Annotated in this window: 24 protein-coding genes; 18 read left to right on the forward strand and 6 right to left on the reverse strand. The window is 71.6% G+C overall.

Features of this window, described 5'->3' with window-relative positions:
- Nucleotides 1-11: 11 nt before the first annotated feature.
- From trpS to ACA511_RS06960, 3 genes are all read left to right on the forward strand, one after another.
- Nucleotides 12-1,088 carry a tryptophan--tRNA ligase gene (trpS, locus tag ACA511_RS06950; protein ID WP_375024694.1) on the forward strand — a complete coding sequence of 359 codons (1,077 nt, stop codon included), beginning with the start codon at nt 12-14 and terminating at the stop codon, nt 1,086-1,088.
- Nucleotides 1,089-1,164: 76 nt separating this feature from the next.
- A complete protein-coding gene (locus tag ACA511_RS06955) occupies nt 1,165-1,731 on the forward strand; it encodes a 2'-5' RNA ligase family protein (RefSeq protein WP_375023214.1) in 567 nt (188 codons plus the stop codon).
- 88 nt (nt 1,732-1,819) lie between these two features.
- Complete coding sequence (locus ACA511_RS06960; RefSeq protein WP_375023215.1) at nt 1,820-2,902, forward strand: YihY/virulence factor BrkB family protein; 1,083 nt, start codon at nt 1,820-1,822, stop codon at nt 2,900-2,902.
- 35 nt (nt 2,903-2,937) lie between these two features.
- On the opposite strand, the gene ACA511_RS06965 is transcribed toward ACA511_RS06960, so the two are convergent.
- Nucleotides 2,938-4,179, reverse strand: a complete 1,242-nt coding sequence (locus tag ACA511_RS06965) for a D-alanyl-D-alanine carboxypeptidase family protein (RefSeq protein WP_375023216.1) — start codon at nt 4,177-4,179, stop codon at nt 2,938-2,940.
- A gap of 483 nt (nt 4,180-4,662) precedes the next feature.
- Between ACA511_RS06965 and ACA511_RS06970 the strand changes: the two genes are divergently transcribed.
- From ACA511_RS06970 to ACA511_RS07015, 10 genes are all read left to right on the forward strand, one after another.
- The gene (locus ACA511_RS06970; protein ID WP_375023217.1) at nt 4,663-5,829 is read left to right on the forward strand and encodes a glutamate--cysteine ligase; all 1,167 of its coding nucleotides are present in this window, start codon (nt 4,663-4,665) and stop codon (nt 5,827-5,829) included.
- Nucleotides 5,830-6,019: 190 nt separating this feature from the next.
- Nucleotides 6,020-7,435: an amidohydrolase gene (locus ACA511_RS06975; RefSeq protein ID WP_375024695.1), complete on the forward strand. Its 1,416-nt coding sequence runs from the start codon at nt 6,020-6,022 to the stop codon at nt 7,433-7,435.
- 277 nt (nt 7,436-7,712) lie between these two features.
- Entirely contained in the window at nt 7,713-8,762 is a 1,050-nt protein-coding gene (locus ACA511_RS06980; protein ID WP_375023218.1) for a BMP family protein, read from the forward strand.
- A gap of 160 nt (nt 8,763-8,922) precedes the next feature.
- Nucleotides 8,923-10,461, forward strand: coding sequence for an ABC transporter ATP-binding protein (locus tag ACA511_RS06985; RefSeq protein ID WP_375023219.1), 1,539 nt, complete (start codon nt 8,923-8,925; stop codon nt 10,459-10,461).
- Nucleotides 10,458-11,795, forward strand: a complete 1,338-nt coding sequence (locus ACA511_RS06990; RefSeq protein ID WP_375023220.1) for an ABC transporter permease — start codon at nt 10,458-10,460, stop codon at nt 11,793-11,795. Before ACA511_RS06985 ends, ACA511_RS06990 begins: the two co-directional genes overlap by 4 nt.
- Nucleotides 11,792-13,150: an ABC transporter permease gene (locus ACA511_RS06995; RefSeq protein ID WP_375023221.1), complete on the forward strand. Its 1,359-nt coding sequence runs from the start codon at nt 11,792-11,794 to the stop codon at nt 13,148-13,150. Before ACA511_RS06990 ends, ACA511_RS06995 begins: the two co-directional genes overlap by 4 nt.
- Nucleotides 13,151-13,154: 4 nt before the next feature.
- Nucleotides 13,155-13,559, forward strand: a complete 405-nt coding sequence (locus ACA511_RS07000) for a cytidine deaminase (RefSeq protein ID WP_375023222.1) — start codon at nt 13,155-13,157, stop codon at nt 13,557-13,559.
- Between the two features lie 3 nt (nt 13,560-13,562).
- The gene (locus ACA511_RS07005) at nt 13,563-14,837 is read left to right on the forward strand and encodes a thymidine phosphorylase (RefSeq protein ID WP_375023223.1); all 1,275 of its coding nucleotides are present in this window, start codon (nt 13,563-13,565) and stop codon (nt 14,835-14,837) included.
- 97 nt (nt 14,838-14,934) lie between these two features.
- Complete coding sequence (locus tag ACA511_RS07010; protein ID WP_375023224.1) at nt 14,935-16,332, forward strand: serine/threonine-protein kinase; 1,398 nt, start codon at nt 14,935-14,937, stop codon at nt 16,330-16,332.
- Between the two features lie 124 nt (nt 16,333-16,456).
- Nucleotides 16,457-17,005: a DUF6817 domain-containing protein gene (locus tag ACA511_RS07015; protein WP_375023225.1), complete on the forward strand. Its 549-nt coding sequence runs from the start codon at nt 16,457-16,459 to the stop codon at nt 17,003-17,005.
- A gap of 108 nt (nt 17,006-17,113) precedes the next feature.
- Here the strand turns inward: ACA511_RS07015 and ACA511_RS07020 are convergent, their stop codons facing one another.
- Both ACA511_RS07020 and ACA511_RS07025 read right to left on the reverse strand, forming a co-directional pair.
- Nucleotides 17,114-17,392, reverse strand: coding sequence for a hypothetical protein (locus ACA511_RS07020; protein ID WP_375023226.1), 279 nt, complete (start codon nt 17,390-17,392; stop codon nt 17,114-17,116).
- 107 nt (nt 17,393-17,499) lie between these two features.
- Nucleotides 17,500-17,727 carry a hypothetical protein gene (locus tag ACA511_RS07025; RefSeq protein WP_375023227.1) on the reverse strand — a complete coding sequence of 76 codons (228 nt, stop codon included), beginning with the start codon at nt 17,725-17,727 and terminating at the stop codon, nt 17,500-17,502.
- A 145-nt stretch (nt 17,728-17,872) separates the two neighbouring features.
- On the opposite strand from ACA511_RS07025, the gene ACA511_RS07030 reads away from it, so the two are divergent.
- The 5 genes from ACA511_RS07030 to ACA511_RS07050 are packed head-to-tail and all read left to right on the forward strand — an operon-like array spanning nt 17,873 to nt 19,518.
- Nucleotides 17,873-18,691: a Scr1 family TA system antitoxin-like transcriptional regulator gene (locus tag ACA511_RS07030; RefSeq protein ID WP_375023228.1), complete on the forward strand. Its 819-nt coding sequence runs from the start codon at nt 17,873-17,875 to the stop codon at nt 18,689-18,691.
- Nucleotides 18,688-18,891, forward strand: a complete 204-nt coding sequence (locus ACA511_RS07035) for a DUF397 domain-containing protein (protein ID WP_375023229.1) — start codon at nt 18,688-18,690, stop codon at nt 18,889-18,891. Before ACA511_RS07030 ends, ACA511_RS07035 begins: the two co-directional genes overlap by 4 nt.
- Nucleotides 18,892-18,902: 11 nt before the next feature.
- Nucleotides 18,903-19,106, forward strand: a complete 204-nt coding sequence (locus ACA511_RS07040; RefSeq protein ID WP_375023230.1) for a DUF397 domain-containing protein — start codon at nt 18,903-18,905, stop codon at nt 19,104-19,106.
- A gap of 2 nt (nt 19,107-19,108) precedes the next feature.
- Nucleotides 19,109-19,312, forward strand: coding sequence for a DUF397 domain-containing protein (locus ACA511_RS07045; protein WP_375023231.1), 204 nt, complete (start codon nt 19,109-19,111; stop codon nt 19,310-19,312).
- A 2-nt stretch (nt 19,313-19,314) separates the two neighbouring features.
- Nucleotides 19,315-19,518, forward strand: coding sequence for a DUF397 domain-containing protein (locus tag ACA511_RS07050; RefSeq protein WP_375023232.1), 204 nt, complete (start codon nt 19,315-19,317; stop codon nt 19,516-19,518).
- A 102-nt stretch (nt 19,519-19,620) separates the two neighbouring features.
- Here ACA511_RS07050 and ACA511_RS07055 read toward each other — a convergent pair whose 3' ends face one another.
- The 3 genes from ACA511_RS07055 to ACA511_RS07065 all read right to left on the reverse strand — a co-directional run bounded on the left by ACA511_RS07055 (nt 19,621) and on the right by ACA511_RS07065 (nt 23,822).
- Nucleotides 19,621-21,423, reverse strand: coding sequence for a protein kinase (locus ACA511_RS07055; RefSeq protein ID WP_375023233.1), 1,803 nt, complete (start codon nt 21,421-21,423; stop codon nt 19,621-19,623).
- 1 nt (nt 21,424) lies between these two features.
- Nucleotides 21,425-22,426, reverse strand: a complete 1,002-nt coding sequence (locus ACA511_RS07060; protein ID WP_375023234.1) for a hypothetical protein — start codon at nt 22,424-22,426, stop codon at nt 21,425-21,427.
- Nucleotides 22,427-22,511: 85 nt separating this feature from the next.
- Nucleotides 22,512-23,822, reverse strand: a complete 1,311-nt coding sequence (locus ACA511_RS07065) for an MFS transporter (protein ID WP_375023235.1) — start codon at nt 23,820-23,822, stop codon at nt 22,512-22,514.
- Nucleotides 23,823-23,902: the final 80 nt, after the last annotated feature.

A 23,902-nucleotide genomic window follows, 5' to 3' on the forward strand; every position in this document is an offset into this window, starting at 1 on the left:
GGTCCGTGCAGATGCCCGAAGCGCCCAGCCCCGAAGCGTCCGACGCCGGAACCACCGCGGCCGAGCCGCGCGTGCTGTCCGGCATCCAGCCCACCGCCGACTCGTTCCACCTCGGCAACTATCTGGGCGCGCTCCGGCAGTGGGTCTCCATGCAGGACACCCACGACGCCTTCTACTGCGTGGTCGACCTGCACGCCATCACGATCGAGCACGACCCCGCGCTGCTGCGCCGCCGCACCAAGGTCGCCGTCGCGCAGCTGTTCGCGATGGGCCTCGACCCCGACCGCGCCACCGTCTTCGTGCAGAGCCACGTCCCCGAGCACACCGAGCTCGCGTGGGTCCTCGGCTGCCTCACCGGGTTCGGCGAGGCGGGCCGCATGACCCAGTTCAAGGACAAGTCGTCCAAGCAGGGCACGGGCGGGACGAGCGTCGGCCTGTTCACCTACCCGGTCCTGCAGGCCGCCGACATCCTGCTCTACACGCCCGACCCGGCCGAGCGCGGGCGTCCGCTGCGGGTCCCCGTCGGCGAGGACCAGCGCCAGCACCTGGAGCTGACCCGCACGCTCGCGCAGCGGTTCAACCACCGGTTCGGCGACACGTTCGTGCTCCCGGACGCGCACATCCCCGAGGGCGCCGCGAAGATCACCGACTTGCAGGAGCCGGACGCGAAGATGAGCAAGTCGGCGTCCTCCCCGCAGGGGATCATCGACGTGCTGGAGGAGCCCGGCCCGATGCGCAAGAAGATCATGCGCGCGGTCACCGACACCGGCTCCGAGGTCGTCTACGACGAGGACAAGAAGGCCGGCGTCACCAACCTGCTGCGGATCTACTCCGCGCTGGAGGGCACGTCCGTCCCCGATCTGGAGGCCCGCTACGCGGGGTCCGGCTACGGGCAGTTCAAGAAGGACCTCGCGCAGGTCGTCCTCGACACGTTCACGCCGATCAGGGAGCGCACCCGCAAGCTGCTGGACGACGAGGAGCACCTCGACCGGCTGCTCGCCCGCGGCGCCGAGCGCGCCTCGGCGGTCGCCGTGCGGACGATGGAGACGGTGCGCGAACGGGTGGGATTCGTGGGACGTGGTCGCTGACCGCCCACCACACGACGCCGCCGCGGGGGGCCAGGGGGAGGCCCCGTCCGCGGCCGAGACCACGATGGTCGGGGGCATGCCGGCCACGACCGCGCCGGGCCGCCGCGCCATCGGCGTCGCCATCCCGATCCCCGACCCGCACGGCTCGTTCCTGCAGGCCAGGCGCGCCTCGTTCGGCGACCCGCTCGCGCACGCGATCCCGACGCACATCACGCTGCTGCCGCCGACCGAGGTGGACGAGGCCGCGCTGGACGGCATCCGGCGGCATCTGGTCGGGGTCGCGCGCACCGAGCGCCCGTTCCCGATCAGGTTGCGCGGCAGCGGAACGTTCCGGCCCGTCTCCCCGGTGGTGTTCGTGGCGCTCGCCGAGGGGATCGGCGGCTGCGAACGCGTCCAGGAGAAGGTTCTGTCGGGTCCGCTGGCCCGGCCGCTGCCGTTCCCGTACCACCCGCACGTGACCATCGCCCACCACCTGCCCGACGACGTCATGGACCGCGCGTTCAAGGAGCTCGCCGGGTACGGCGCCGACTTCGAGGCGTGGGGGTTCTCCCTCTACGAGCACGGGCTGGACGGCGTGTGGCGCCGCCAGCGCGACTACCTGTTCGGCGACGGCGCCGTCCCCGCCCCCGGAAGCCGGCCCTGACGCGCCATCCGTGCGCCCGTGGACGCTGCGTTGAACAAGTGATTACCGATTGCGGCATCGAGCCGTCCCGCGCGGGTACGTTGCGTAGATGCGGCAGGTGATCAACGGGGTGCAGGGGCGGATCGAGTCCCTCCTCGGCTCGGGCAGGGACCTGCTGCGCGGCGCGCGGGAGCGCTCGCGGTGGTTCGACCACCAGGCCCGCGCGTTCGAGCGGTACCAGGAGCGCCGCGGCGACCGGCTCGCCGCCGCGCTCACCTGCTACGCGTTCCTGTCGTTCTTCCCGCTGCTGGCGCTCGCGTACTCGCTGCTCGGCTACCTCGTCGGCGTCAGCGCGCAGGCCCGCGACTACTTCGTCCGGGCGATCAACTCGCAGCTGCCCGGCCTCGCGGGCCAGCTCCAGGTCGAGGAGATCGCCCAGTCCAAGACGGCCGTCGGGGTCCTCGGCCTGGTCGCGCTGCTGTTCACCGGGCTCGGCTGGGTGCAGGTGCTGCGCGAGTCCCTGCGCGACATCTGGGGCAACGAGCCGGGCGGCGGCGGCAACTTCATCCTGATGCGGCTGTGGGACGCCGCCGTGCTGGTGTTCCTCGGCGTGATCCTCATCTGCGGCATGGCGGTCACGGCGGTCACGACGTCCGCCACGCACACCGTCCTCGGGTGGCTCGGGCTGGAGGACGTCCCCGGGGCCGGGACGGGGCTGCGGCTGCTGTCGCTGGCCTGCGCGATCGTGTTCGACACCGTGGTGTTCCTGGTGCTGTTCAGCCGGCTGTCGGGCACCCGGGCGCCGTGGCGGCGGATCATCCGGGGCGCGCTGTTCGGCGCCGTCGGCTTCGAGGTCCTCAAGCAGAGCGCGACGATCCTGCTCGGCCGGACGACGGCGAACCCGGTCTACGGCACGTTCGCCGTCCTGGTCGGGCTGATGGTGTGGATCAACATCGCGTCCCGGTTCGCGCTGTTCGCCGCCGCGTGGACGGCGACCCGCCGCGTCGTCCTCACCGCCGACGCCGCGAACCCGGAGAACTGCGCGGACGAGGCGGAGGTCGAGGCCCTCCGGGAACGCGCGGAGAACGGCCCGGAGACCGGCGAGGAGACCGGCGACGCCGTCCGGGGGCCGCGGGAGGACGACGGGCCCGCCCGTGATCGGGGGGCCTCGTCCGCTCACCTGAGCCGCTGACCCGCCGTGCCGTCCGGCCGCCGCGCCCGCCCGGCCTACCGGCGGGTGTCGCGGAAGGAGCGGGCGGCCTCCAGGCGGCGCCGGCGCCGCAGCACCACGAACAGCGCGGTGATCGCGAGCAGCGCGCCGGCCGCGCCGCCGCCGAACAGCAGCCACCTGCGGGACGAGTCGTCCGAGGCGAGCGGCGCGTCCGGCAGCACGCCGCCGGAGTCGCGGTCCTTCGCGGCCTGCTTCACCTCGCCGGGCGGGACGAGCGTCCCCACCGGCTGCACCTTGCCGCGCGCGGCGAAGCCCCAGTCCAGCAGCTTGGCCGCGTACGGGGACGGCGGCCGGTCCGCCCGCATCAGCGAGATCACGATCGTGTGCCCGCCGCGCCGGGCCTCGGCGACGAACGTCTGCTGCGCGGCGATCGTGTAGCCGTTCTTGCCGCCGACCATGCCCGGGTACGCCTGCCGCTCGCCCGCCAGCATGTGGTTGTGCGTGTGGATCGGGTACCCGCCGACCTTCAGGCCCTTCTTGCGCTGCTTCTTGGTCGGCGGCGCGGGGAACTTGAAGTCGATGGCCTGCATGTACGCGCGGTACTGCGGGTTCTTCATGCCCTCGCGCAGGATCAGCGCCAGGTCGTACGCCGAGGTGTGCTGGGTCCGGACGTTCAGCCCGAGGTCGCGGTCGAGCCCGTTCGGCGACGCGGCGAGGGTGTCGCGGGCGTTGATCCGCCTGGCCTCGGCGTTCATGTCGGCGAGGGTCTTCTGCACGCCGCCGTCCGCCTCGGCGAGGGTGAACGCCGCGTCGTTGGCCGACATCATGAGCATCGCGTGGAACAGCTCGGAGACCTTGTACTTCATCTTGGGCGTCAGCCCGACCTTGGTGCCCTCGACGTCGCACGCCTTCTGCGAGGGCCGGACGAGCCGGTTCGGGTCCAGCTTGGGGACCAGCGTCAGCGCGGTCAGCGTCTTGATCGTGCTGGCCGGGAGGTAGCGGCCGTGCGGGTCCTTGGCGGCGAGGACCTGGCCGGTGTCGGCGTCCGCGATCAGGTAGGAGGACGCCTTGATCTTGGGCAGCGCCGGGACGCCGGGCGCCGCGTTGACGATGGTCCCCCGGCCGGCGAGCTGCGGCCCCCCGACGGTCTCGGCGGGCGGCGCCGCGCCGGGGGGCGCGGCGGCGGCCGGTGCCGCCACCAGGACGGGGCCGGCCGCGACCGCGGCGGCCGTGACCGGAATCGTGATCACCGTCAGGGCGCGGCGGACGCCTGCCGGCCCTCGTCGCTCGGCTCGCAAGCTCTCGACGCTCCTCTTTCCGGTGGGAGCCCGATCGCTCCCGACGCGCAGGCGCCCAACGCCCATGACTCCCCCGAAGACTAGGCGACGTATCCGGCGAAGGGGTACCCGACCTCGAACATGGCAAGCACGGGACGGACGCGACGCACGGTACAGACGTGATATGACGGTACGTAAGGGACACCAAGGATTGGTTACAGTCCGTCATGGACGGTAATTTGGGACGGACTGACTAGTTCGATCTAGTGGTGTCCGGGCCAAGATCGATGACCGAAAAGTAGGACGCCCGGACGTCCGCCCCCCGCCCGCATGAGTCAATTGACCCACGAAGGGCATGGACATCCGGCAGGGTGGCGGGCACGAGCGCCATCATGGAGCGAACACGTGACCTGGACCGGCGTTTGTCCAGGCTTAGGGACCCGCTGGCTGAATTGCGCCACGTGCCACGCAACGACCTGCAAGGATTGTGGACGGAGGTTGGCCGTGGCCATTGACTTCAACGCATCGAAGGGCGCGACGCTCGGCGTCGAGTGGGAGATCCAGCTCATCGATGCGGAGACCAGGCACCTGCGGCAGGACGCACGCGAGGTGCTCGCCGCGCTGCCCGCGCTCAGCCTGGACGGCGACAACCCGCGCGTCCGGCACGAGCTGATGGAGTCGATGGTCGAGGTCGTGACCGGCATCTGCGACACCGTGGGGGAGGCCAAGGCCGACCTCTCCGGGACGCTCACCGCGCTGCGCGGCGCCGCCGCCGAACGCGGCATCACGCTGGCCTGCACGGGCACCCACCCGATCAGCGACTGGCGGGACGCGGTGACGGCCCCGATGGGCCGCTACGCCCAGCTCGTCGAGGAGATGCAGTGGCTGGCCCGGCGCATCCAGACGTTCGGCGTTCACGTGCACGTCGGCATCTCCGACGGCGCCAAGGCGATCCCGATCGTCAACGCGCTCTCGTCCTACCTTCCGCACTTCCTGGCGCTCACGGCGTCCAGCCCGTTCTGGAGTGCCGGTGACACCGGCCTCGCGTCCTGCAGGGCGATCGTCTTCGGCCAGATGCCCACGGCCGGACCTCCCCACCTGTTGGACGACTGGGGGGCCTTCGAGGATTACATGGACACGCTGATGCGTTCGGGAACCATAAGGAGCATCAAGGACGTCTGGTGGGACATCCGCCCGCATCCCGACTTCGGGACGATCGAGATCAGGATGTTCGACGGCATCCCCACCATGCGTGAGGTGGGCATGGCCGCGGCGCTGTGCCAGAGCCTGGTCACGCTGTTCGAACAGCAGCTCGACCGCGGCTACACGCTGCCGAGACCGGCCGCCTGGGTGGTGCGTGACAACAAGTGGCGCGCGACCAGGTACGGGCTCGACGCGATCGTCATCACCGACGACAGCGGCAGCACCGCGCCGCTCCGCGACGACCTGTACGAGCTGGTCAGGGAGCTGGAGCCGGTCGCCGACCGGCTCGGCTGCGCGGAGGAGCTCAAGGTGGCCGGCGAGGTACTGGAGCACGGGGCCCCGTACGAGCGGCAGCGCGCGATCCGCGCCGAGGGCGGCACGCTGGAGCACATCGTCGACGCGGCGATCACCGAGCTCGCGGAGGACCGGTTCGTCACACTGGGGGAGGTCGTACATGCCGGAGCGTGAGAGGCCGCAGCGGCGGACGGCCCGCCCCGCAGACCGGGCGGCGGGCGCGCACCGGGCCGGTCCCGCGGACCGGGCCGTGAACCCGGAACCGCCGCAGAGCGAACAGTTCGCAGAGGCAAAGAACGTTCCCGAGAACGAGAACACCACCGGGCGGGCGCCGTTCGGCTCCGCCGTCGCGCAGGGGGCGCAGATGACACATCCGGGACCCGGGGTGATGCCCGGGCTTGAACCACCCGCCGCCGCGGACCCCGTCGACCGGGCCGCCGGCAGCGCCGCCGCCCGCCTCAACGGGGCCGCGGCATCCGCCGTGCCCGGGCCCGCAGGGGCGGCCCCCGGCGCGGGCCATCCGGCCGTGCCCGCGGTCCTCGGCGGCGCCGTCCTGCAGCCGCAGCTCGACGCGTTCCTCGCCGCGCACGAGGACGAGCTGATCGAGTTCCGCCGCGACCTGCACGCCCACCCCGAGCTGGGCTACGCCGAGCACCGGACCACCGCCAAGATCGCCGAGCGGCTGCGCGCCGCGGGCCTCGACCCGGTCATCCTGCCCAAGGGCACCGGCCTGTTCTGCGACATCGGCCCCGCCGACGGCACCACGGTCGCCCTGCGCGCCGACATTGACGCCCTCCCGCTCCAGGACGAGAAGGAGGACGTCCCGTACCGCTCGACGGTCCAGGGCGTCGCGCACGCGTGCGGCCACGACGTCCACACCACGATGGTGCTGGGCGCGGGCCTGTTCCTGGCGCAGCAGGCCGAGGCCGGGCTGCTGCCGGGCCGGGTCCGGCTGCTGTTCCAGCCCGCCGAGGAGACCCCCGGCGGCGCGCTGGACGTGATGGCCGCCGGCGGCATCGCGGGCGTGGACCGCGCGTTCGCGCTGCACTGCGACCCGCGCATCGAGGTCGGCCAGCTGGGCCTGCGCACCGGCCCGATCACCGCGGCCTGCGACAAGGTGTACGTGAAGGTCACCGGCCCCGGCGGGCACACCGCCCGGCCGCACCTGACCGCCGACCTGGTGTACGCGCTCGCCAAGATCGTCACCGAGCTGCCGTCAGCGCTGTCCCGGCGCGTCGACCCGCGCTCCAGCCTGTCGCTGGTGTGGGGGCGCGTCTCGGCCGGGTCCGTCGCCAACGCCATCCCCGACGACGGGATCGCCGAGGGCACCGTCCGCTGCCTGGACGACGAGGCGTGGCACCGCGCGCCGGAGATGATGAAGGCGCTGCTCCAGTCGGTCGCCGCCGCCTACGACGTGGAGGCGTCCCTGGAGTACATCCGGGGCGTCCCGCCGACCGTGAACGAGGCGGCCAGCGTGCAGATGTTCCGCGACGCCGCCGCCCAGGTCATGGACGAGGAGGGCGTCGTCCCGACCCCGCAGAGCCTCGGCGGCGAGGACTTCGGCTGGTACCTGGAGTCGATCCCCGGCGCGCTCGCCCGGCTCGGCGTCCGCACCCCCGGCTCGTCCGGCGAGTACGACCTGCACCGCGGCGACTTCGACGTCGACGAGCGGTGCATCGCGGTCGGCCTGCGGGTGCTGAGCGCCACCGCGCTGACCGCGCTCTGGGAGGGCGGACGGCCCGGCGACGCCGAGCCGATCGAGGGCGCCGCGCTGGCCTGACCCCGTGTTGGCCTGACCCGTCCCCCGATCACTCAGCGTGATCTTTCGTTCCCCGCCGGCGTCCGCGTATCGCGGCACGTCGGCGGGCCCGGCCACGGCGCCGACGCCACCGCTGACCTGTGGCGATATGCGTACGCATTGGTAACGGACGCATTGCGAATCGGTGCAGGCGTGAGGTTTGCCCCCAATCGCGAGGTAGCGTCCGATCGATTTCGGTGACCGGATCGGTCGCCGACCGTGGGTGGGGAACGGAAGGAGCGCTACCTTGCGCCGTGGATTGAAGACTTCGCTCGTCACCGTGACGGGTGCGGCGCTGCTGCTCAGCGCTTCCGCATGCGGTGGCAAGAAGGCGGACACCGGTGACGGGGCCGACGGGGGCGGCAAGAAGGCCCTCAAGATCGGCCTGGCCTTCGACATCGGCGGCCGCGGTGACCAGTCCTTCAACGACTCGGCCGCCGCGGGCCTGGACAAGGCGAAGAAGGACCTGAGCGTCCAGACCGAGGAGATCTCGGCCAAGCCGGACGAGCCGGACTCCGACAAGGAGTCCCGCCTGCGGCTGCTCGCCAACAAGGGCTACAACCCGATCATCGGGGTCGGCTTCGCCTACACCACCTCGATCGTCAAGGTCGCCAAGGACTTCCCGAACACCAAGTTCCTCGTCGTCGACGCCGACCAGTGCAAGGTCGACGGCACGAACGTCAGCGGCGCCTGCTTCGCCGAGGAGCAGGGCTCCTTCCTGGTCGGCGCGGCCGCGGCGCTGAAGTCCAAGTCCGGCACGATCGGCTTCATCGGCGGCGTCAACGTGCCGCTGATCCACAAGTTCCAGGCCGGCTACGAGGCGGGCGCGAAGGCCGCCAAGCCGGGCATCAAGATCCTGCCGGCGAAGTACCTGACGCAGCCGCCGAACTTCAACGGCTTCAAGGACACCAGCCTCGGCAACGAGGCCGCCAAGGGCCAGCTCGACGCGGGCGCGGACGTCATCTACCACGCCGCGGGCGGCGCCGGCATCGGCGTCATCAAGACCGTCGGCGCGGCCGGCAAGTGGGCCATCGGCGTCGACTCCGACCAGTACAACCAGCCCGCGGTCGCCGGGGTGAAGCAGCACATCCTCACCTCGATGGTGAAGCACGTGGACGTGTCGGTGTTCGACTTCGTGGAGAGCGTCGCGGACGGCTCGTTCAAGGCCGGCACCCAGACCTACGACCTCAGCAACGACGGGGTCGGCTACTCCACGTCCGGCGGCAACGTCGACGACGTCAAGGCCAAGCTGGACGAGCTGAAGGCCAAGATCGTCAGCGGCGAGATCAAGGTCCCGACGAAGGCCTGATCCGGCGGTCCGGGAGTGCGGGGACGCCCCGCACTCGTGACGTGGGGCCGGTCCGTCCGGCCCGCGACCGCGCACCGGGAGCCGCCTGGACGGGCGGCTCCCGGTGCGGCGGTACGTCCGCCCTGTACACAGCACGTTCGAGGCAGGAGGAGGGGCACTCGTGCCTGACCAGGTGCCGGCCGTGCGGCTGACATCGATCACCAAGCGGTTCCCCGGTGTGGTGGCCAACCGCGACATCAACCTCGTCATCGAGCGCGGCGAGGTGCACGCGCTCTGCGGCGAGAACGGCGCCGGCAAGTCCACCCTGATGAAGATCCTCTACGGCATGCAGAAGCCGGACGAGGGCGCCATCGAGGTCGGCGGCGAGGAGGTCTCCTTCCGGACCCCCGCGGACGCGATCGGCCGCGGCATCGGCATGGTCCACCAGCACTTCAAGCTGGCCGACAACCTGACCGTGCTGGAGAACGTGGTCCTCGGCGCCGAGCCCCGCGCCAAGGGCTGGCGGCGCGGCCGCATCGACTTCGCCGCCGCCCGCGCCAAGATCACGGAGATGTCGCAGGCGTACGGCCTCCGCGTCGACCCGGACACCCTGGTGGAGAACCTCGGCGTCGGCGAGCGGCAGCGCGTGGAGATCCTCAAGGTGCTGTACCGGGGCGCCCGCGTGCTGATCCTGGACGAGCCGACGGCCGTGCTCGTCCCGCAGGAGGTCGACGAGCTGTTCGGCAACCTGCGGGAGCTGCGCGCCGAGGGCCTCACCGTGCTGTTCATCTCGCACAAGCTGGACGAGGTGCTGACCGTCGCCGACACCATCTCGGTGATCCGGCGCGGGACCACCGTCGCGACCCGGCTCGACCCGCGGGAGGTCACGTCCCGGCGGCTGGCCGAGCTGATGGTCGGATCGGAGCTGCCGACCCCCGAGCTGCGCGAGTCGACCGTCACCGACGACGTCCAGCTGGAGATCGGCGGGCTGACGGTGCTCACCGGCGAGGGCCGTCCCGTGGTGGACGACGTGTCGCTGCGCATCCGCCGCGGCGAGATCGTCGGGCTGGCCGGCGTCGAGGGCAACGGGCAGAGCGAGCTCATCGAGGCGATCATGGGCATCCGGCACGCGGACGCCGGGACGATCGTCTACGGCGGCGGCGACATCACCCACTGGGCGACGCGGCGGCGCCGCGAGGCCGGCATCGCCTACATCCCGGAGGACCGGCACCGGCACGGGCTCGTGCTGGAGGCGTCGCTCTGGGAGAACCGGATGCTGGGCCACCAGACGCAGAAGCCGAACGTCCGCGGCCCGTGGACCGACCGGCGCGGCGCCCGCCGCGACACGACCCGGATCGTCCGCGAGTACGACGTCCGGACGCCGGGCATCGAGGTGCCCGCCGCGGCGCTGTCGGGCGGCAACCAGCAGAAGCTCATCGTCGGGCGGGAGATGTCCGGCGACCCGCGCCTGCTGATCGCCGCGCATCCGACGCGCGGCATCGACGTCGGCGCCCAGGCCGCCATCTGGGAGTACCTGCGGCAGGCCCGCGCGGACGGGCTGGCCGTGCTGCTGATCAGCGCCGACCTTGAGGAACTCATCGGAATGTCCGACACCCTGCACGTGATCCTGCGGGGGCGGCTGGTCGCGGAGGTCGATCCGCGGACCGTCACCCCCGAGGAGCTCGGCTCCGCCATGACCGGTGCGGGCGGCACCTCATGACCGACCCGAAGGACCCGAAGGACCCGAAGGACCCGAAGGACCCGGAGGGCTCGAAAAAGCCGGAGCGGCCGGAGCGTCCAGAGGAGCCGGAGCAGGCGGCGAGAACGCCCGCCGACGCACCCGACGGCGACGCGCCCGGTGGGGACGCGCCCGGTCCGGTGCGGCCGGAGACGGTGCCGTCCTGGAAGGCGATCCTGCGCGGGATGGGCCCGACCGGGCTCGGGCTGAAGATCGGCGCGCCGGTGCTGGCGCTGCTGATCTCGCTCGGCATCACGATGATCCTGCTGCGGGTCACCGGCGCCGACCCGATCAGCTCGATCCAGAGCATGATCGACTACGGCACCACCGAGAACTCGATCGTCGACATCGTCAACCGCGCGACCCGCTACTACCTGTCGGCGGTCGCGGTCGCGATCGGCTTCCGGATGGCGCTGCTGAACATCGGCGTGGACGGCCAGTACCGGATCGCCGCGTTCCTCGCCGCCGCGCTCGGCGGCGCGATCACCCTGCCCGCCCCGTTCGGGCAGCTGCTGGTGATCATCGCCGCGATGGTGGTCGGCGGGCTGTGGGCCGCCATCGCGGGCGTGCTGAAGGTGACCCGCGGGGTCAGCGAGGTGCTGTCCACGATCATGCTGAACGCGATCGCGACGGGCGTCATCGCCTACCTGCTGAACGACAAGCGGCTCGCCGAGGTGCGGCCGGGCAGCAACAACGTCGCGACCTCGCAGATCCCCGAGTCGGGACGGGTCGGGCCGCTGAACGGCCTCCTGTCCTCGATGGGGATCGACCTGCCCGGCGACGTGTACGGGCTGCTGCCCCTCGCGATCCTCGTCGGGATCGTGTTCTGGGTCGTCATCAACTACACCCGGTTCGGCTTCGACCTGAAGGTGTCGGGGCTGTCGGCGTCCGCCGCGCAGGCCAGCGGCGTCAACGCGCGCCGCATGGTCGTCTACACCATGGTCGCGTCCGGCGTGGTGGCCGGCCTGATCGGCATGCCGGAGCTGCTCGGCGCGTCGTACGAGTATTCGCTGAACTTCCCGGCCGGGCTCGGCTTCACCGGCATCACGGTGGCGCTGCTCGGCCGCAACCATCCGGCCGGCATCGCGCTCGCCGCGCTGCTGTTCGCCTTCCTCGACCAGACCTCCGACGTGCTCCAGGAGGTCGACGTGCCGAAGGAGATCGTCGGCGTCATGCAGGGCGTGGTCGTGCTGACCGTCGTCATCGTGTACGAGCTCGTCCGGCGCTGGGAGATCGCGTTGCAGCAGCGGGCCGTCGCCGCCGAGCTGGCCACCGGCCACGACCTGGCCCGCGAGGCCGCTGGGAGCGCCTCATGAGCGCCGTGACCACGGCGGCGGCCGCCGCCGCGAAGGCCGCGAACGGCAAGTTCCGGCTGCGCTGGCCGCACTACCTGCTGATCGCCTCCGGGCTGCTGGTGCTGCTGTCGCTCGTCCGGGTGATCGACGACGCGGAGCCGGTGACGTCCAGCGGGACGGTCAGCGCCGCGCTGCGCCTCGCCGTGCCGATCTTCCTGGCCGGTCTCGGCGGGCTCTGGTCCGAGCGGTCCGGCGTGATCAACATCGGCCTCGAGGGCATGATGATCCTCGGCACCTGGACGGGCGCCTGGGCCGGGTACCAGTGGGGGCCGTGGATCGGCGTCCTCGCCGGGATCATCGGCGGCGCGCTCGGCGGGCTGCTGCACGCCATCGCGACGGTGTCGTTCGGCGTCGACCACATCGTGTCCGGTGTCGCGATCAACATCCTGGGGCTGGGGCTGACGCAGTTCCTCGCCGGGCTGATCTTCGACAAGGGGGAGGCGAAGGCGCTGGGCGGCGGGCCCCGGCAGTCGCCGCCGGTCGATCCGATAGCGACGCTGACGTTGCCGGGGCTGTCCGGCGGCAAGATCGGCGATTGGCAGAGCCCCGACTGGCTCGGCTCGCTGGAGGGCCGCCACTGGTTCCTGCTGTCCGACATCGCGGGCATCGTGCGCGGGCTGACCAGCGACATGTCGCTCCTGACGCTGGTGGCGCTGCTGCTCGTCCCGCTGAGCTTCCTGATCCTGTGGCGGACGCCGTTCGGGCTCCGGATCCGCTCCTGCGGCGAGGACCCGTACGCCGCCGAGTCGCTCGGCGTGCAGGTGTACCGGATGAAGTACGCCGCCGTGGTCATCTCGGGCGCGTTCTCCGGCCTCGCCGGCGCGTTCCTCGTCACCGTCGCCGCCCCGCTCTACCAGGACGGCCAGACCAACGGCCGCGGCTTCATCGGCCTCGCCGCCATGATCTTCGGCAACTGGCGTCCGGGCGGGCTGGCCGCGGGCTCGCTGCTGTTCGGCTACACCGACGCGATGAACGTGCGCGGCGGCGGAGGGGCCGTCCACGCGCTGCTGCTGTTCGTGGCGGTCCTGCTGATCGGCGTCGCGGTCTGGCAGGCGCTGCGCGCGAACCGGCTGCGCGCCGAGGTCGTCACGGACCTGGGCCGCCGCGAGGTCCGCAACGCCTACCTGGGCGCCGTGCTGTCGCTGGTCGCGGCGGCCGGGCTGCTCACCTGGTTCCTGCTGAGCGAGGTCGTCCCCGGCGAGCTGGTCTCCTTCACGCCGCACCTGACGACGCTGCTCGTCCTGGCCCTGGCCAGCCAGCGCCTCCGCATGCCCGCCGCCAACGGGCTCCAGTACCGCCGCGGTGAGGCACGATAAAGGCATGGAGATCGACTGGCCCGTCCTGCGCGACGCCGCGCGGGAGGCGATGACGCGCGCGTACTGCCCGTACTCCGGTTTCCCGGTCGGCGCCGCCGCGCTGGTGGACGACGGCCGGATCATCACCGGATGCAACGTCGAGAACGCCTCGTACGGGGTCGGGCTGTGCGCCGAGTGCTCGCTCGTGTCGGCGCTGCACGGCCCCGGCAAGGCGGAGCGGCCGCGCCTCGTCGCGGTGTCGGTCGTCGACAAGCACGGCGACCCGGTGATGCCGTGCGGGCGCTGCCGCCAGCTCCTCTGGGAGCACGGCGGCGCGCCCATGCTGCTGGAGACCGTCCGCGGCATCCGGCCCATGACGGACGTCCTGCCGGACGCCTTCGGCCCCGACGATTTGATCGAGAGAGCGTGATCCGTGGACGCCATTGACGTCATCCGCGCCAAGCGCGACGGCGGCGTGCTGAGCCATGACCAGATCGACTGGGCGGTCGACGCCTACACCCGCGGCGCGATCGCCGAGGAGCAGATGTCGGCGCTGGCGATGGCGATCCTGCTGAACGGCATGACGCGGGCCGAGGTGACGCGCTGGACGGAGGCGATGATCCGCTCCGGCGAGCGGATGGACTGGTCGGGGCTGGACCGTCCGACCACCGACAAGCACTCCACGGGCGGCGTCGGCGACAAGATCACGCTGCCGCTGGCGCCGCTGGTGGCGGCGTGCGGCGCGGCCGTCCCGCAGCTGTCGGGGCGCGGTCTCGGCCACACGGGCGGCACGCTCGACAAGCTGGAGTCGATCCCGGGCTGGAAGGCGTCGCTGTCGAACGCGGAGATGCTGGACGTCCTGCGCGGCGCGGGCGCGGTGATCTGCGCGGCGGGCGGCGGGCTGGCCCCCGCCGACCGCAAGCTCTACGCGCTGCGCGACGTGACCGGGACGGTGGAGTCGATCCCGCTGATCGCGTCCTCGATCATGTCGAAGAAGATCGCGGAGGGGACGGGGGCGCTCGTCCTGGACGTCAAGGTCGGCTCCGGCGCGTTCATGAAGACGGCGGAGGACGCCCGCGAACTGGCCGAGACGATGGTCGCGATCGGCACCGACCACGGGCTGCGCACGGTCGCGCTGCTGACCGCCATGGACCGTCCGCTGGGCAACGCGGTCGGCAACGCCGTCGAGGTCGCGGAGTCGGTCGAGGTGCTGGCGGGCGGCGGCCCGTCCGACGTGGTCGAGCTGACGCTGACCCTGGCCCGCGAGATGCTCGCCGCCGCCGGGCTCACCGCGAAGGACCCGGCGGACGCGCTGAAGGACGGCTCCGCCATGGACGTCTGGCGCCGCATGATCATCGCCCAGGGCGGCGACCCGGACGCCCCGCTGCCGACCGCCCGCGAGACGCACGTGGTCAGGGCCCCGTCCTCGGGCGTCCTGACCAGGCTGGACGCCTACGGGGTGGGCGTCGCCGCCTGGCGCCTCGGCGCGGGACGCGCCCGCAAGGAGGACCCGGTGTCGTTCGGCGCGGGCGTCGTCTGCCACGCGAAGCCGGGCGACACGGTCAGCGAGGGCGGGCCCCTCCTCACCCTGTACGCCGACGACGAGGCCCGCTTCGCCCGCGCCCTGGAGTCCCTGGACGGCGCCTACGAGATCGAGGAGGGAGGGGCCCCGGCCCTCCACCCGCTGATCATCGACCGGATCGCCTGACCGGGCCGGACGCTCATGGCCTCCGGAGCCTCCGGCGTTTGAGATGATCTCAACCCAGGTCACTCGGACACGAATGTTCCTGTGAGGGGAGCCGCCGGTGGAGCCGCTGAGGCAGGACGGCCCGCGGCCGGAGACGCAGGTGCTGGCGGGCCGGTACCGGCTGGTCTCCCTGCTGGGCCGCGGCGGCATGGGCGCCGTCTGGCGCGCCCACGACGAGAACCTCGACCGCGAGGTGGCGGTCAAGGAACTGCGCCTCCCCGAGCACCTGGACGACGCCGGGCGGCAGACCTGGATCGCCCGGCTCGACCGGGAGGCCCGCGCCGCCGCCCGGCTCAGGCACCCGGGGATCGTCACCGTGCACGACCGCGTCACCGGCGCGGACGGGCGGCCCTGGATCATCATGGAACTGGTGCGCGGCCGTTCCCTGGACGACCTGCTCAAGGCCGAGGGGCCGCTGCCGCCCGGCCGGGTCGCGCAGATCGGACTGCGGGTGCTGGACGCTCTGCGGACCGCGCATCGGGCGGGCATCACGCATCGCGACATCAAGCCCGCCAACGTCCTGCTGGAGGACGACCGCGTCGTCCTGACCGACTTCGGGATCGCCGCCGTCGAGGGCGATGCGACCCTGACCGCGACGGGCGCGGTCCTGGGCACCCCCGCCTACATGTCGCCCGAGCAGGTGCGCGGCGAAGAGGCGTCGGCCGCCTCCGACCTGTGGTCGCTGGGAGCGACGCTCTACACCGCGGTGGAGGGACGTCCTCCGTTCGGGGGCGCGGGCACGGGGGCGATCTTCGTCGCCATCGCCACCGAGGACCCCGCGCCGCCAGTGCGCGCCGGCCTGCTGGAACCGGTGCTCAGAGCGCTGCTGCACTGTGCTCCGTCGCAACGTCCGACCGCCGACGACCTGCACGCCCGGCTCACCGCGCTCGTCCAGGACCCGCCTGGCGCGCAGCCGACCGTCGTCCAGCCGCCGGAGCCGTCTCCGCGCCCGGCGCGCCTTCGCGGAAGGAAGGCCGTCCGCTGGGCGCTCGCCGCGGTGGCCGCCGTCCTCGCGCTCGGCCTCGCGGCGGTCGCGGCGGCGTTCATCGAAGACCAGTGGCGGGAAGCCCGCAAGGACCAGGAGAACGCGCGCTTCGAAGCGAACAAGCGGCTGGCGAAAAGAATGACGTCGGTCCCCGGCAAGGTGGCGCGGATCGACCGGTCCAATGAGGGGGGCAAGGCATACGTCGAGTCGGAACTGTGCGACGATGCCACCTTCTCGCGCAACGACTGCGATGTGGACGGCATGGTCACCGCCGTCGTCAACTGGTTGCGGGCACAGCCCAACGTTAAATCGGTGAACTTCGACGGTCCCAAGAGCATGTGCGAGGAGAACCCCGGCTGCGAGTTCACCGTTACGACCGAGGGCTCGCCGAAGTTGGGCCAGGTCCAGATCTACAGCCAGTACCTGTCGGAGCCCGACCGATCGATCGTTCTCGGCTTCCAGGTCGGATGACGGGGCCCCAAGCTATTTCTTAGAGCTTCGCAAGGAAATCGAAGAATTGACTGGAGTGCGGCTCGGCCCCAGGCTGAGTACCGCGCTTAAGGACGACTTCCGCGACGAGAAGGGGCGGGCGGGCATGAAGACCGACGCTGCGGCCGCCGAGCTTCTGCTGACCAGAGGGGCGGACCGGGTCGAGCATCCGGGCGGCACGCTGCTCGCCCATTTGCGGCGCGTGCACGCGATGCTCGGCGAGTGGGGAGCGCGGCCCGAACTCCGTCTGGCGGGCCTGTGCCACGCCTTCTACGGCACCGACGGATTCGGCACGGCCCTCGGCGATCCCCGGCGGCGCGGCGAACTGATCGACGTCGTCGGAACGGAAGCCGAACGGCTGGTCTACCTGTACGCGAGCTGCGATCGCCGCAGTTCCTATCCGCATCTGGCCTCGGCCGACGGTCCCTTCACCGACCGTTTCGCCGGGGCCGTGCTCCGTCCGCCACAGGCGGATCGCCGGGATTTCGCCGAACTCACCGTCGCCAACGAAGTCGATGTGCTGACAGCGTCCGCCGAACTCCGCGCCGCGCATGGCCGGGCCTTGGCCGACCTGTTCGCCACGTGGCGGCCGCTGCTCAGCCCGCCCGCGACCCGCGCCGTCGAAGACCTCGGCCAATGGGCAGGCGAGCCGTAACACCGCGTCCACGGTGATCCGCATGACGCACCGAACACCCCTCACCCACTGACCCGGACGGCTTAGCAGCAGGGCCTAGCAGCAGGGCCGCCCCGTTCTTGCCGGTGCTCAGCCGTCACCCAATCCGTCGACGAGCCGATCTACGACGCACTGGACGTCGCGCACCGGCGCGATCAGCCGCCCGTCCGCCCAGGTGAACCACCACCCCGACCGGAGGTAGTCGCACCCGACCTCGACCCTCGCCTGCGACGACCCGGCGACGCTCACCCACGCGACTCCCCGCCGCACGACGACTTCGCACGCCAGCTCGCGCCGGGCTTCCACGGCCGCCCGCAACGCGTCCAGGTGGGTGCGCCGGTCGTTGCGCCGGGTGGTGAGAACAGCCATGACTTCACCTTTCTTCTGGCGGACGGCGCGGCCGGTGAGCCCGGGGGGACGTCCACCGGCCGCGTCGCGTTCGTAAGGCGATGGCGGACGCGCCACCGCCGCGCGCATCAGCGGATCCGGACTCGCGCCCGCTCGGCTTGCCGGAGCAGCGCCTTGCGCAGCAGGGGCGCGGTGGGGAACATCAGCGTCGGCTCGACGCCCGCGCTGGGGTCGTGCAGGCTGGCGACCCATTCGCCCAGCCGGCCGTCCTGCTTCACGGCCCGCCAGATCCGCCAACCGCCGAAGTCGTCCCGCAGCCGCCCCAGCTCCCGCTCGTCCCGCTCTCGCACATCCATCTGGCACCTCTGCTCGCTCACCGATTTCGTGTGACCACACTCACACGCTCGGATACGCTGAGGAGTGGACCGAGCACCACCTGCAATGCACCACAGGCAAGATCGATCGCACCCGCCCCCCGGGTGCAGTCCCCCGGAGGTCGAGATGCCCGCGAAGTCAGAGCCCTACGAAGCCCCCGCCATCGTCACGTTCGCAAAGGAAGTCGAGTTCCGCCGCACGCAAGCCGGCCTCACCAAGAAAGAACTCGCCGAGAAACTCGGCTTCGCCGACTCCTACGTCGGCCAGGTCGAACTACGCAAAAACCTGCCGTCCGACGAGTACGCCGCCGCCCTCGACACCTTCTTCAAGACGGACGGCCTGTTCCTGCGCCTGCTGGAACGCATCAACGAAACCCGCCACCTCGCCGCCCTGCCCCCAGGATTCCCGGAATACCTCGGCTACGAGAAGACGGCTAGTCACCTCCGCGTCTTCAGCACCAACCTGATCAGCGGCCTCTTTCAGACCGAGGCGTACGCCGCCACGGTCATCAGTTCCCTGATGGGGTCGGCGACCTCAAGAGTTGTCGCTGAGCGTATGGAGCGAAAGTTGATCTTCGATCGTGACGAACCTCCTCACACCTTCCTCATTTTGGACGAGGGCGTTATCCGTCGAAACGTAGGCGGCAAGGAGGTTATGCGCGAGCAGTTCGGCTACCTGCTCGAGGTGGGGCAACGAAAGAGAACTCAACTTCAGGTCGTTCCATTCAGTGCAGGATTCCATGTCGGCCTAACAGGAAGTTTCACCATCCTCCGCTTGGCGGAGGGCTCAGAAGTCGCCTACACGGAATCTTCTGGAGAGGGGATACTGCTAGAGCAGCGCGACAGGGTCGCACTGCAAGCCGTAACCTGGGACCTAGTCCAAGGCCATACGCTCTCCGTTGAGGAGTCACTGGCCATGATCCAAAATGCGATGGGGCAGCTATGAGCATCTCGAAGCAAGCGGACGTCCGGTGGCGCAAGAGCAGCTACAGCGGTCCTCAAGGGGGCGAGTGCGTGGAGGTCGCGCTTCTCGCCCCTGGGATCGCGGTGCGTGATTCCAAGGATCCGGGCGGGCCGAGGCTGGCGTTCGGTGCGGCTGAGTGGCGGGCGTTCGCGCGCCGGGTGAAGGCGAGCGAGTTCGACTAAGAGGGTTAGCTGTGAGCGCGTCGGGCGCCCAGTGGCGGAAGAGCAGCTACAGCGGGGGCCAAGGCGGTGATTGCGTGGAGGTCGCGGCGCTCGTCTCTGCAGTTGCGCTGCGGGATTCCAAGGATCCGGAGGGTCCCAGGTTGGCGTTCGCTGCCGCCGAGTGGCGGGCGTTCGCGCGCCGGGTGAAGGCAAGCGAGTTCGACCAGGAGGGCTAGCTGTGAGCGCGTCGGGCGTCCGGTGGCGGAAGAGTAGCCACAGCGATCAGCATGGGGGTGAGTGTGTGGAGGTGGCGGCGCTTGCTCTTGCGGTCGCGGTGCGGGATTCCAAGGATCCGGACGGCCCCAGGTTGGCGTTCGGTGCGGCCGAGTGGCGGGCGTTCGCTCGCCGGGCGAAGGCGAGCGAGTTCGACCAGGAGGGCTAGCTGTGAGCACGTCGGGCGTCCGGTGGCGGAAGAGCAGCTACAGCGGGGGCCAGGGTGGCAACTGCGTGGAGGTCGCGGCTCAAGCTCCTGAGATCGCGGTGCGGGATTCCAAGGATCCGGACGGCCCGACGCTGGCGTTCGGTGTCGCCGAGTGGCGGGTGTTCGCTCGGCGGGTGAAGGCGAGCGAGTTCGATCCTGGGTGGTGACCTTCCAGGGGCACGGTGCTCCGCTGATGGTGCTGAAATTGCACTGACCAGGGCTGACTGGGCTCTCAGCGTCGGCTGAAGCGGCGCCTGGTCGCGGGCGGCTTACTCGGTGCGGGTGGGTTGTGGTGGCGGGGTGGCGAGGGTCCAGAGGCCGATGGTCGAGTCCGGGTTGCCGGTGACGGCGATCGGCTGGTCGTCGATGTGGCCGAAGGCGATCGGGAGGGCCGGGCCCGTGGACGTCCTCTCGGTGGGGAGCGGGTCGCCGACCTCGTCGCGGGTGGTGAGGCTCCATACGCGGACCGCGCGGTCGGCGCCGCTGGTGAGGACGATCGGCTCGGCGCCGCGCATGCCGAACGCGACCGACATGACCGCGCTCGTGTGGGTCAGCGGCCGTCCCGTCTCGCGCCGCGTCGTGAGGTCCCAGACGCGGACGGTGCGGTCGTATCCGCCGGTGATGGCGATGGGCCGTCCCGCGACGGCGCCCCAGGCCACCGACATCACCGAGTTGGTGTGGCCGGTGAGAGGCCGCCCGGCCGGACGCCGGTCCACCAGATCGAGGACCCGCAGGGACTGGTCCCACGCGCCGCCGACGACCGCCACCGCGCGACCTTCGAGCTCTCCGCACGCCACGGACATGACGCTGTTGTTGCGGACGAGCGGCGCGCCGATCTGGCGGCGTCCCGCGAGGTCCCACAGCCGGACGGAGCGGTCCTCGCTGACGCTGACCGCGACGGGCTCCCCGTCCAGCGTGCAGACCGCGGCGGAGACGACGGCGCCGGTATGGCCCTGCATCCGGCCGATGCGTTCGCCGCTCCGCACGTCCCACAGGTAGAGCGAATGGTCCTGGCAGCCGGTCACGGCGATCGGCGTGCCGCGCAATTGCCCGCACGCGACCGTCAGCACCACGTCGTCGTGCGGGAGAGGCGGGCCGGTCTGGCGCCGGGTGCGCAGATCCCATACCCGCGCCGTCCGGTCGTCGCCGCCGCTGACGGCGACCGGACGGTCGCCGGCCCGCCCGGAACCGACGCACGTCACGGTCTTCGTGTGGCCGGCCAGCGGTTCGCCGGCCGGGGCGCCGGCGAGCCGCGGGACGGGCGCCGTCCCGCGGCCGAGCAACTCCACCACGCCGGACGCGCTGGGCCGTTCGGCCGCGTCCTTCAGCAGGCAGAGCGCGATGATGCCGCGGAGGGGCTCCGGGACGCCGTCCAGCGCGGGCTGCTCGTTGACGATCCGGTACATGACGCCGTGGCCGTACTCTTCGCCGAACCCGAACGGCGGCCCGCCGGTCGCCGCGAACGCGATCGTCGCGCCCCACGCGAAGACGTCGGTGTGCGGCCCCATGGGGCCGCCGGTGATCTGCTCGGGCGCCATGTAGGCGGGCGTGCCCCGCATCTCCTGGTCGCGGTGGACGATCGTGTCCAGCGCACGCGCGATGCCGAAGTCGACGACCCGGACGCCGTCCGGCCCCGTCAGCACGTTGCCCGGTTTGAAGTCGCAGTGCACCAGGCCGGCGGCATGGATCGCCGCCAGCGCCTCGGCGGTCCCCCGGGCGAGTGCCGGCACCTCGTCCGCGTCGTAGGGCCCCGCCCGGCCGACCCGGTCCAGGATGGATTCGCCGGGGATGTACTCGCTCACGACATAGGGCCTGCCGCCCTGCTCTCCGGAGTCCAGCACCCGGGCGGTGTACCCCTTCACCCGTTCGGCCGACTTGATCTCCCTGGCGAACAGCCGCCGGCCGTGGGCGGTGCCGCTGAACCAGGGATGCAGCCGCTTGATCGCCACCTCTCCGCCGCCCGGCCCGGCCGCCAGGTAGACGACGCCCTGGCCGCCCGAGCCCAGCCGCGCGGTCACCCGGTACTCGCCGATGCTCGGGGGATCGCCGGCCTCCAGCGGATGCGGCGACACCCTACGCCTGCCTCAGCGCCTCGACCGACCGGGTGAAGTCGGCGACCTGGGGCGAGTCGCCGGCGAACTGCCGGACGGCGCGCACCAGTTCGCGCAGCCCCTGCGGATGGGCCCGGCATGTGCTCACGATGGCGGACATGTCGGTCCGGTCGTCGTCGGCGCGCCGCTCCCGGACGGACGTGGCCACGGCGAGCGGCAGTTCCGCGACGATCTGGTCGCGCGACCGGCGGCCGCGCAGCTGCCGGACGGCCATCGCGAGATCCAGCACCGTCTCCAGCGGGCTCGGCCGCTCCACGACGGTGATCGCGGGCGGGGGCGGCGGGCCGGGCAGCGTCGGCTCGGCCGGCGGGACGACCCGCGCGGTCGTGACCGCGCGCGGCGCGTCCGGGACGGGACGGATCGATGACCGCAGCCCGGGAATCCGGATCCAGGCGGGCGTGACCGTCTCCTTCACGCGGACGTCGATCCGCACGTACTCGCCGGGGTCGACCATTCCGAGGCCGTGCTGGACGACGTCCTCGTGGACGCGCGCGGAGGTGATCAGCGCCAGTTCGGCGCCGGTTCCCCGCAGCGCCCGCCGCAGCTGGTCGGCCTCCAGCAACCGGAAGAGGTGATTGACCGCCGTCCCGACGAGGCCGTCGTCGTCGGAGTGGGCGACTCCCGTGTGCACGGCCAGCCGGAGCTGCATGCGCGCCGTCGCGCTCGAGACGTCGTTGTGCCGCCGCACCTCCGCGCGCAGCCGGTCGGCCAGCGAGGACAGCAGCCGCGCCGTGTCGATGGTCGGGGGGACGGCGACCAGGGCGCCGTCGCCCCGGTCCTCCCGGTAGCAGGCCGGCAGGCCGATCCCCTCGCCGTCGAAGCTCGCGCGCAGACCCCGGTAGAGCGCCCTCCGCACGCTCTGGCGGTCGAGATCGCTGCGCGACGGGTCGCCGAACGAGGCGATGTCGCAGGCGAAGAGTGAGCACAGCCCGTTCGGTTTCCAGTCCCCGGTGGGTTCGGACATGCGTTGTCGCCTTCGGTCCGCGTGCTGGTCAACCGAGGTTTACCACGGCCGCCCGCGAGCCGGTCAAGGTCTGATGACACAAACGTCAATAGGCCGGGACGGAATCCGCCGCTTCCTCGACCGGCGCCGCGGTGACGGCCGCCGGGTACCGCGCCGCCGGGATCATCTTCCTGAGGTGGGCGACCGCCGCGGCCGGGAGCAGCCTGCTGGGGTGGAACAGGTACGGCACGGCGGCGACCACGGGCACCATGGCCGCGAGGACGACCCAGGCCGTGGCCTCGGGGCGGAGTTCGGCGATGAGGTATCCGGCGCTGAGCGCCCCGAGCGGGACGGCTCCGCTCGTGACGAAGCGGTTGATCCCCATCACCTGGCCCAGCAGGTGCTCGGGGACCGCGGTGGTCTGGTGCTTGACGACCGCCACGTTCAGGAAGCCGCCGGTGACGCTGAGGCAGCCCCAGGCGATCAGGCCGACGACCGGATGCCCGGTGAGCGCCACGACCAGGATGAGCACCGCCCAGGCCATCACGCAGAGCTTGATGATCGATTCTTCGCGCATCCGCCGCCCGGCCTTGGGCGCCACGACCGAGCCGACGAGCCCGCCGACGCCGGAGGTCGCCAGCAGCAGACCGATCTTCGTGCTGGACATGTGCTGCTCCTCCGCCTGCACCACCAGCAGCAGCAGGACGGTCTGGAACAGGAAATTGCCGATCGCGCAGACGACGATCACCGTGCGGAGGAAGGGACTGAGGAGGACGACCCGCAGACTGCCGAGAAAGGACGTGCCGGGCGCCGCACCCCGTTTCCCGGTGGGGGGACCACTGGCGCGGCGGGGCTGGAAGTCCTTTCTCGTCATCGCGAACAGCGCGAATATCGAACACAGCGCCGACAGCGCGCTCACCAGGTACGGGAAGGACTTCTCAAGGCTGAAGAGGAACCCGCCGAGCGGCTTGCCGGCCATGACCGCGAGATGGCGGCGCGCCTCGTTGGTGGCGAGCGCCGACGGCAGTTCCGCCGAGTCGACCACGCGCTGCACCGCGGTGACCTCGGCCGCGTTGTAGAGGACGTGGAAGATCCCCTCGAAGAACGCGCCCAGGATCAGCAGGACGGTCGGATGGCTGTCGAACACGATGGCGCAGACGGGCAGCGAGCAGGCGGTGAGCCGCCCGAGCTGCCCGGCGAACATCAGCAGCCGTCGATCGCAGCGATCGACGAGCCAGCCCGCGGGAAGGTGCATCAGCAGGGCCGGGATGGTGCTCGCGGCCCCGACCCAGCCCGCGACGACGGGCGAGTGCGTCAGCAGCAGCGCCAGCAGGGGATTGGCCGCGGACAGGCACATGCTGCCCATCTGCGAGGCCGCCGACGCGCTCCACAGCAGGGTGAAGTCGCGTCCCTTCACCGGCGCGAACCATGTCGGCCGACCGTCGTCATTGAGGGTCGCCCTTCCGGGTCATGCGGCGGTCGCGATGGCGACCCACC

The organism is Actinomadura sp. GTD37, from assembly GCF_041951365.1.
GTDB lineage: Bacteria > Actinomycetota > Actinomycetes > Streptosporangiales > Streptosporangiaceae > Spirillospora.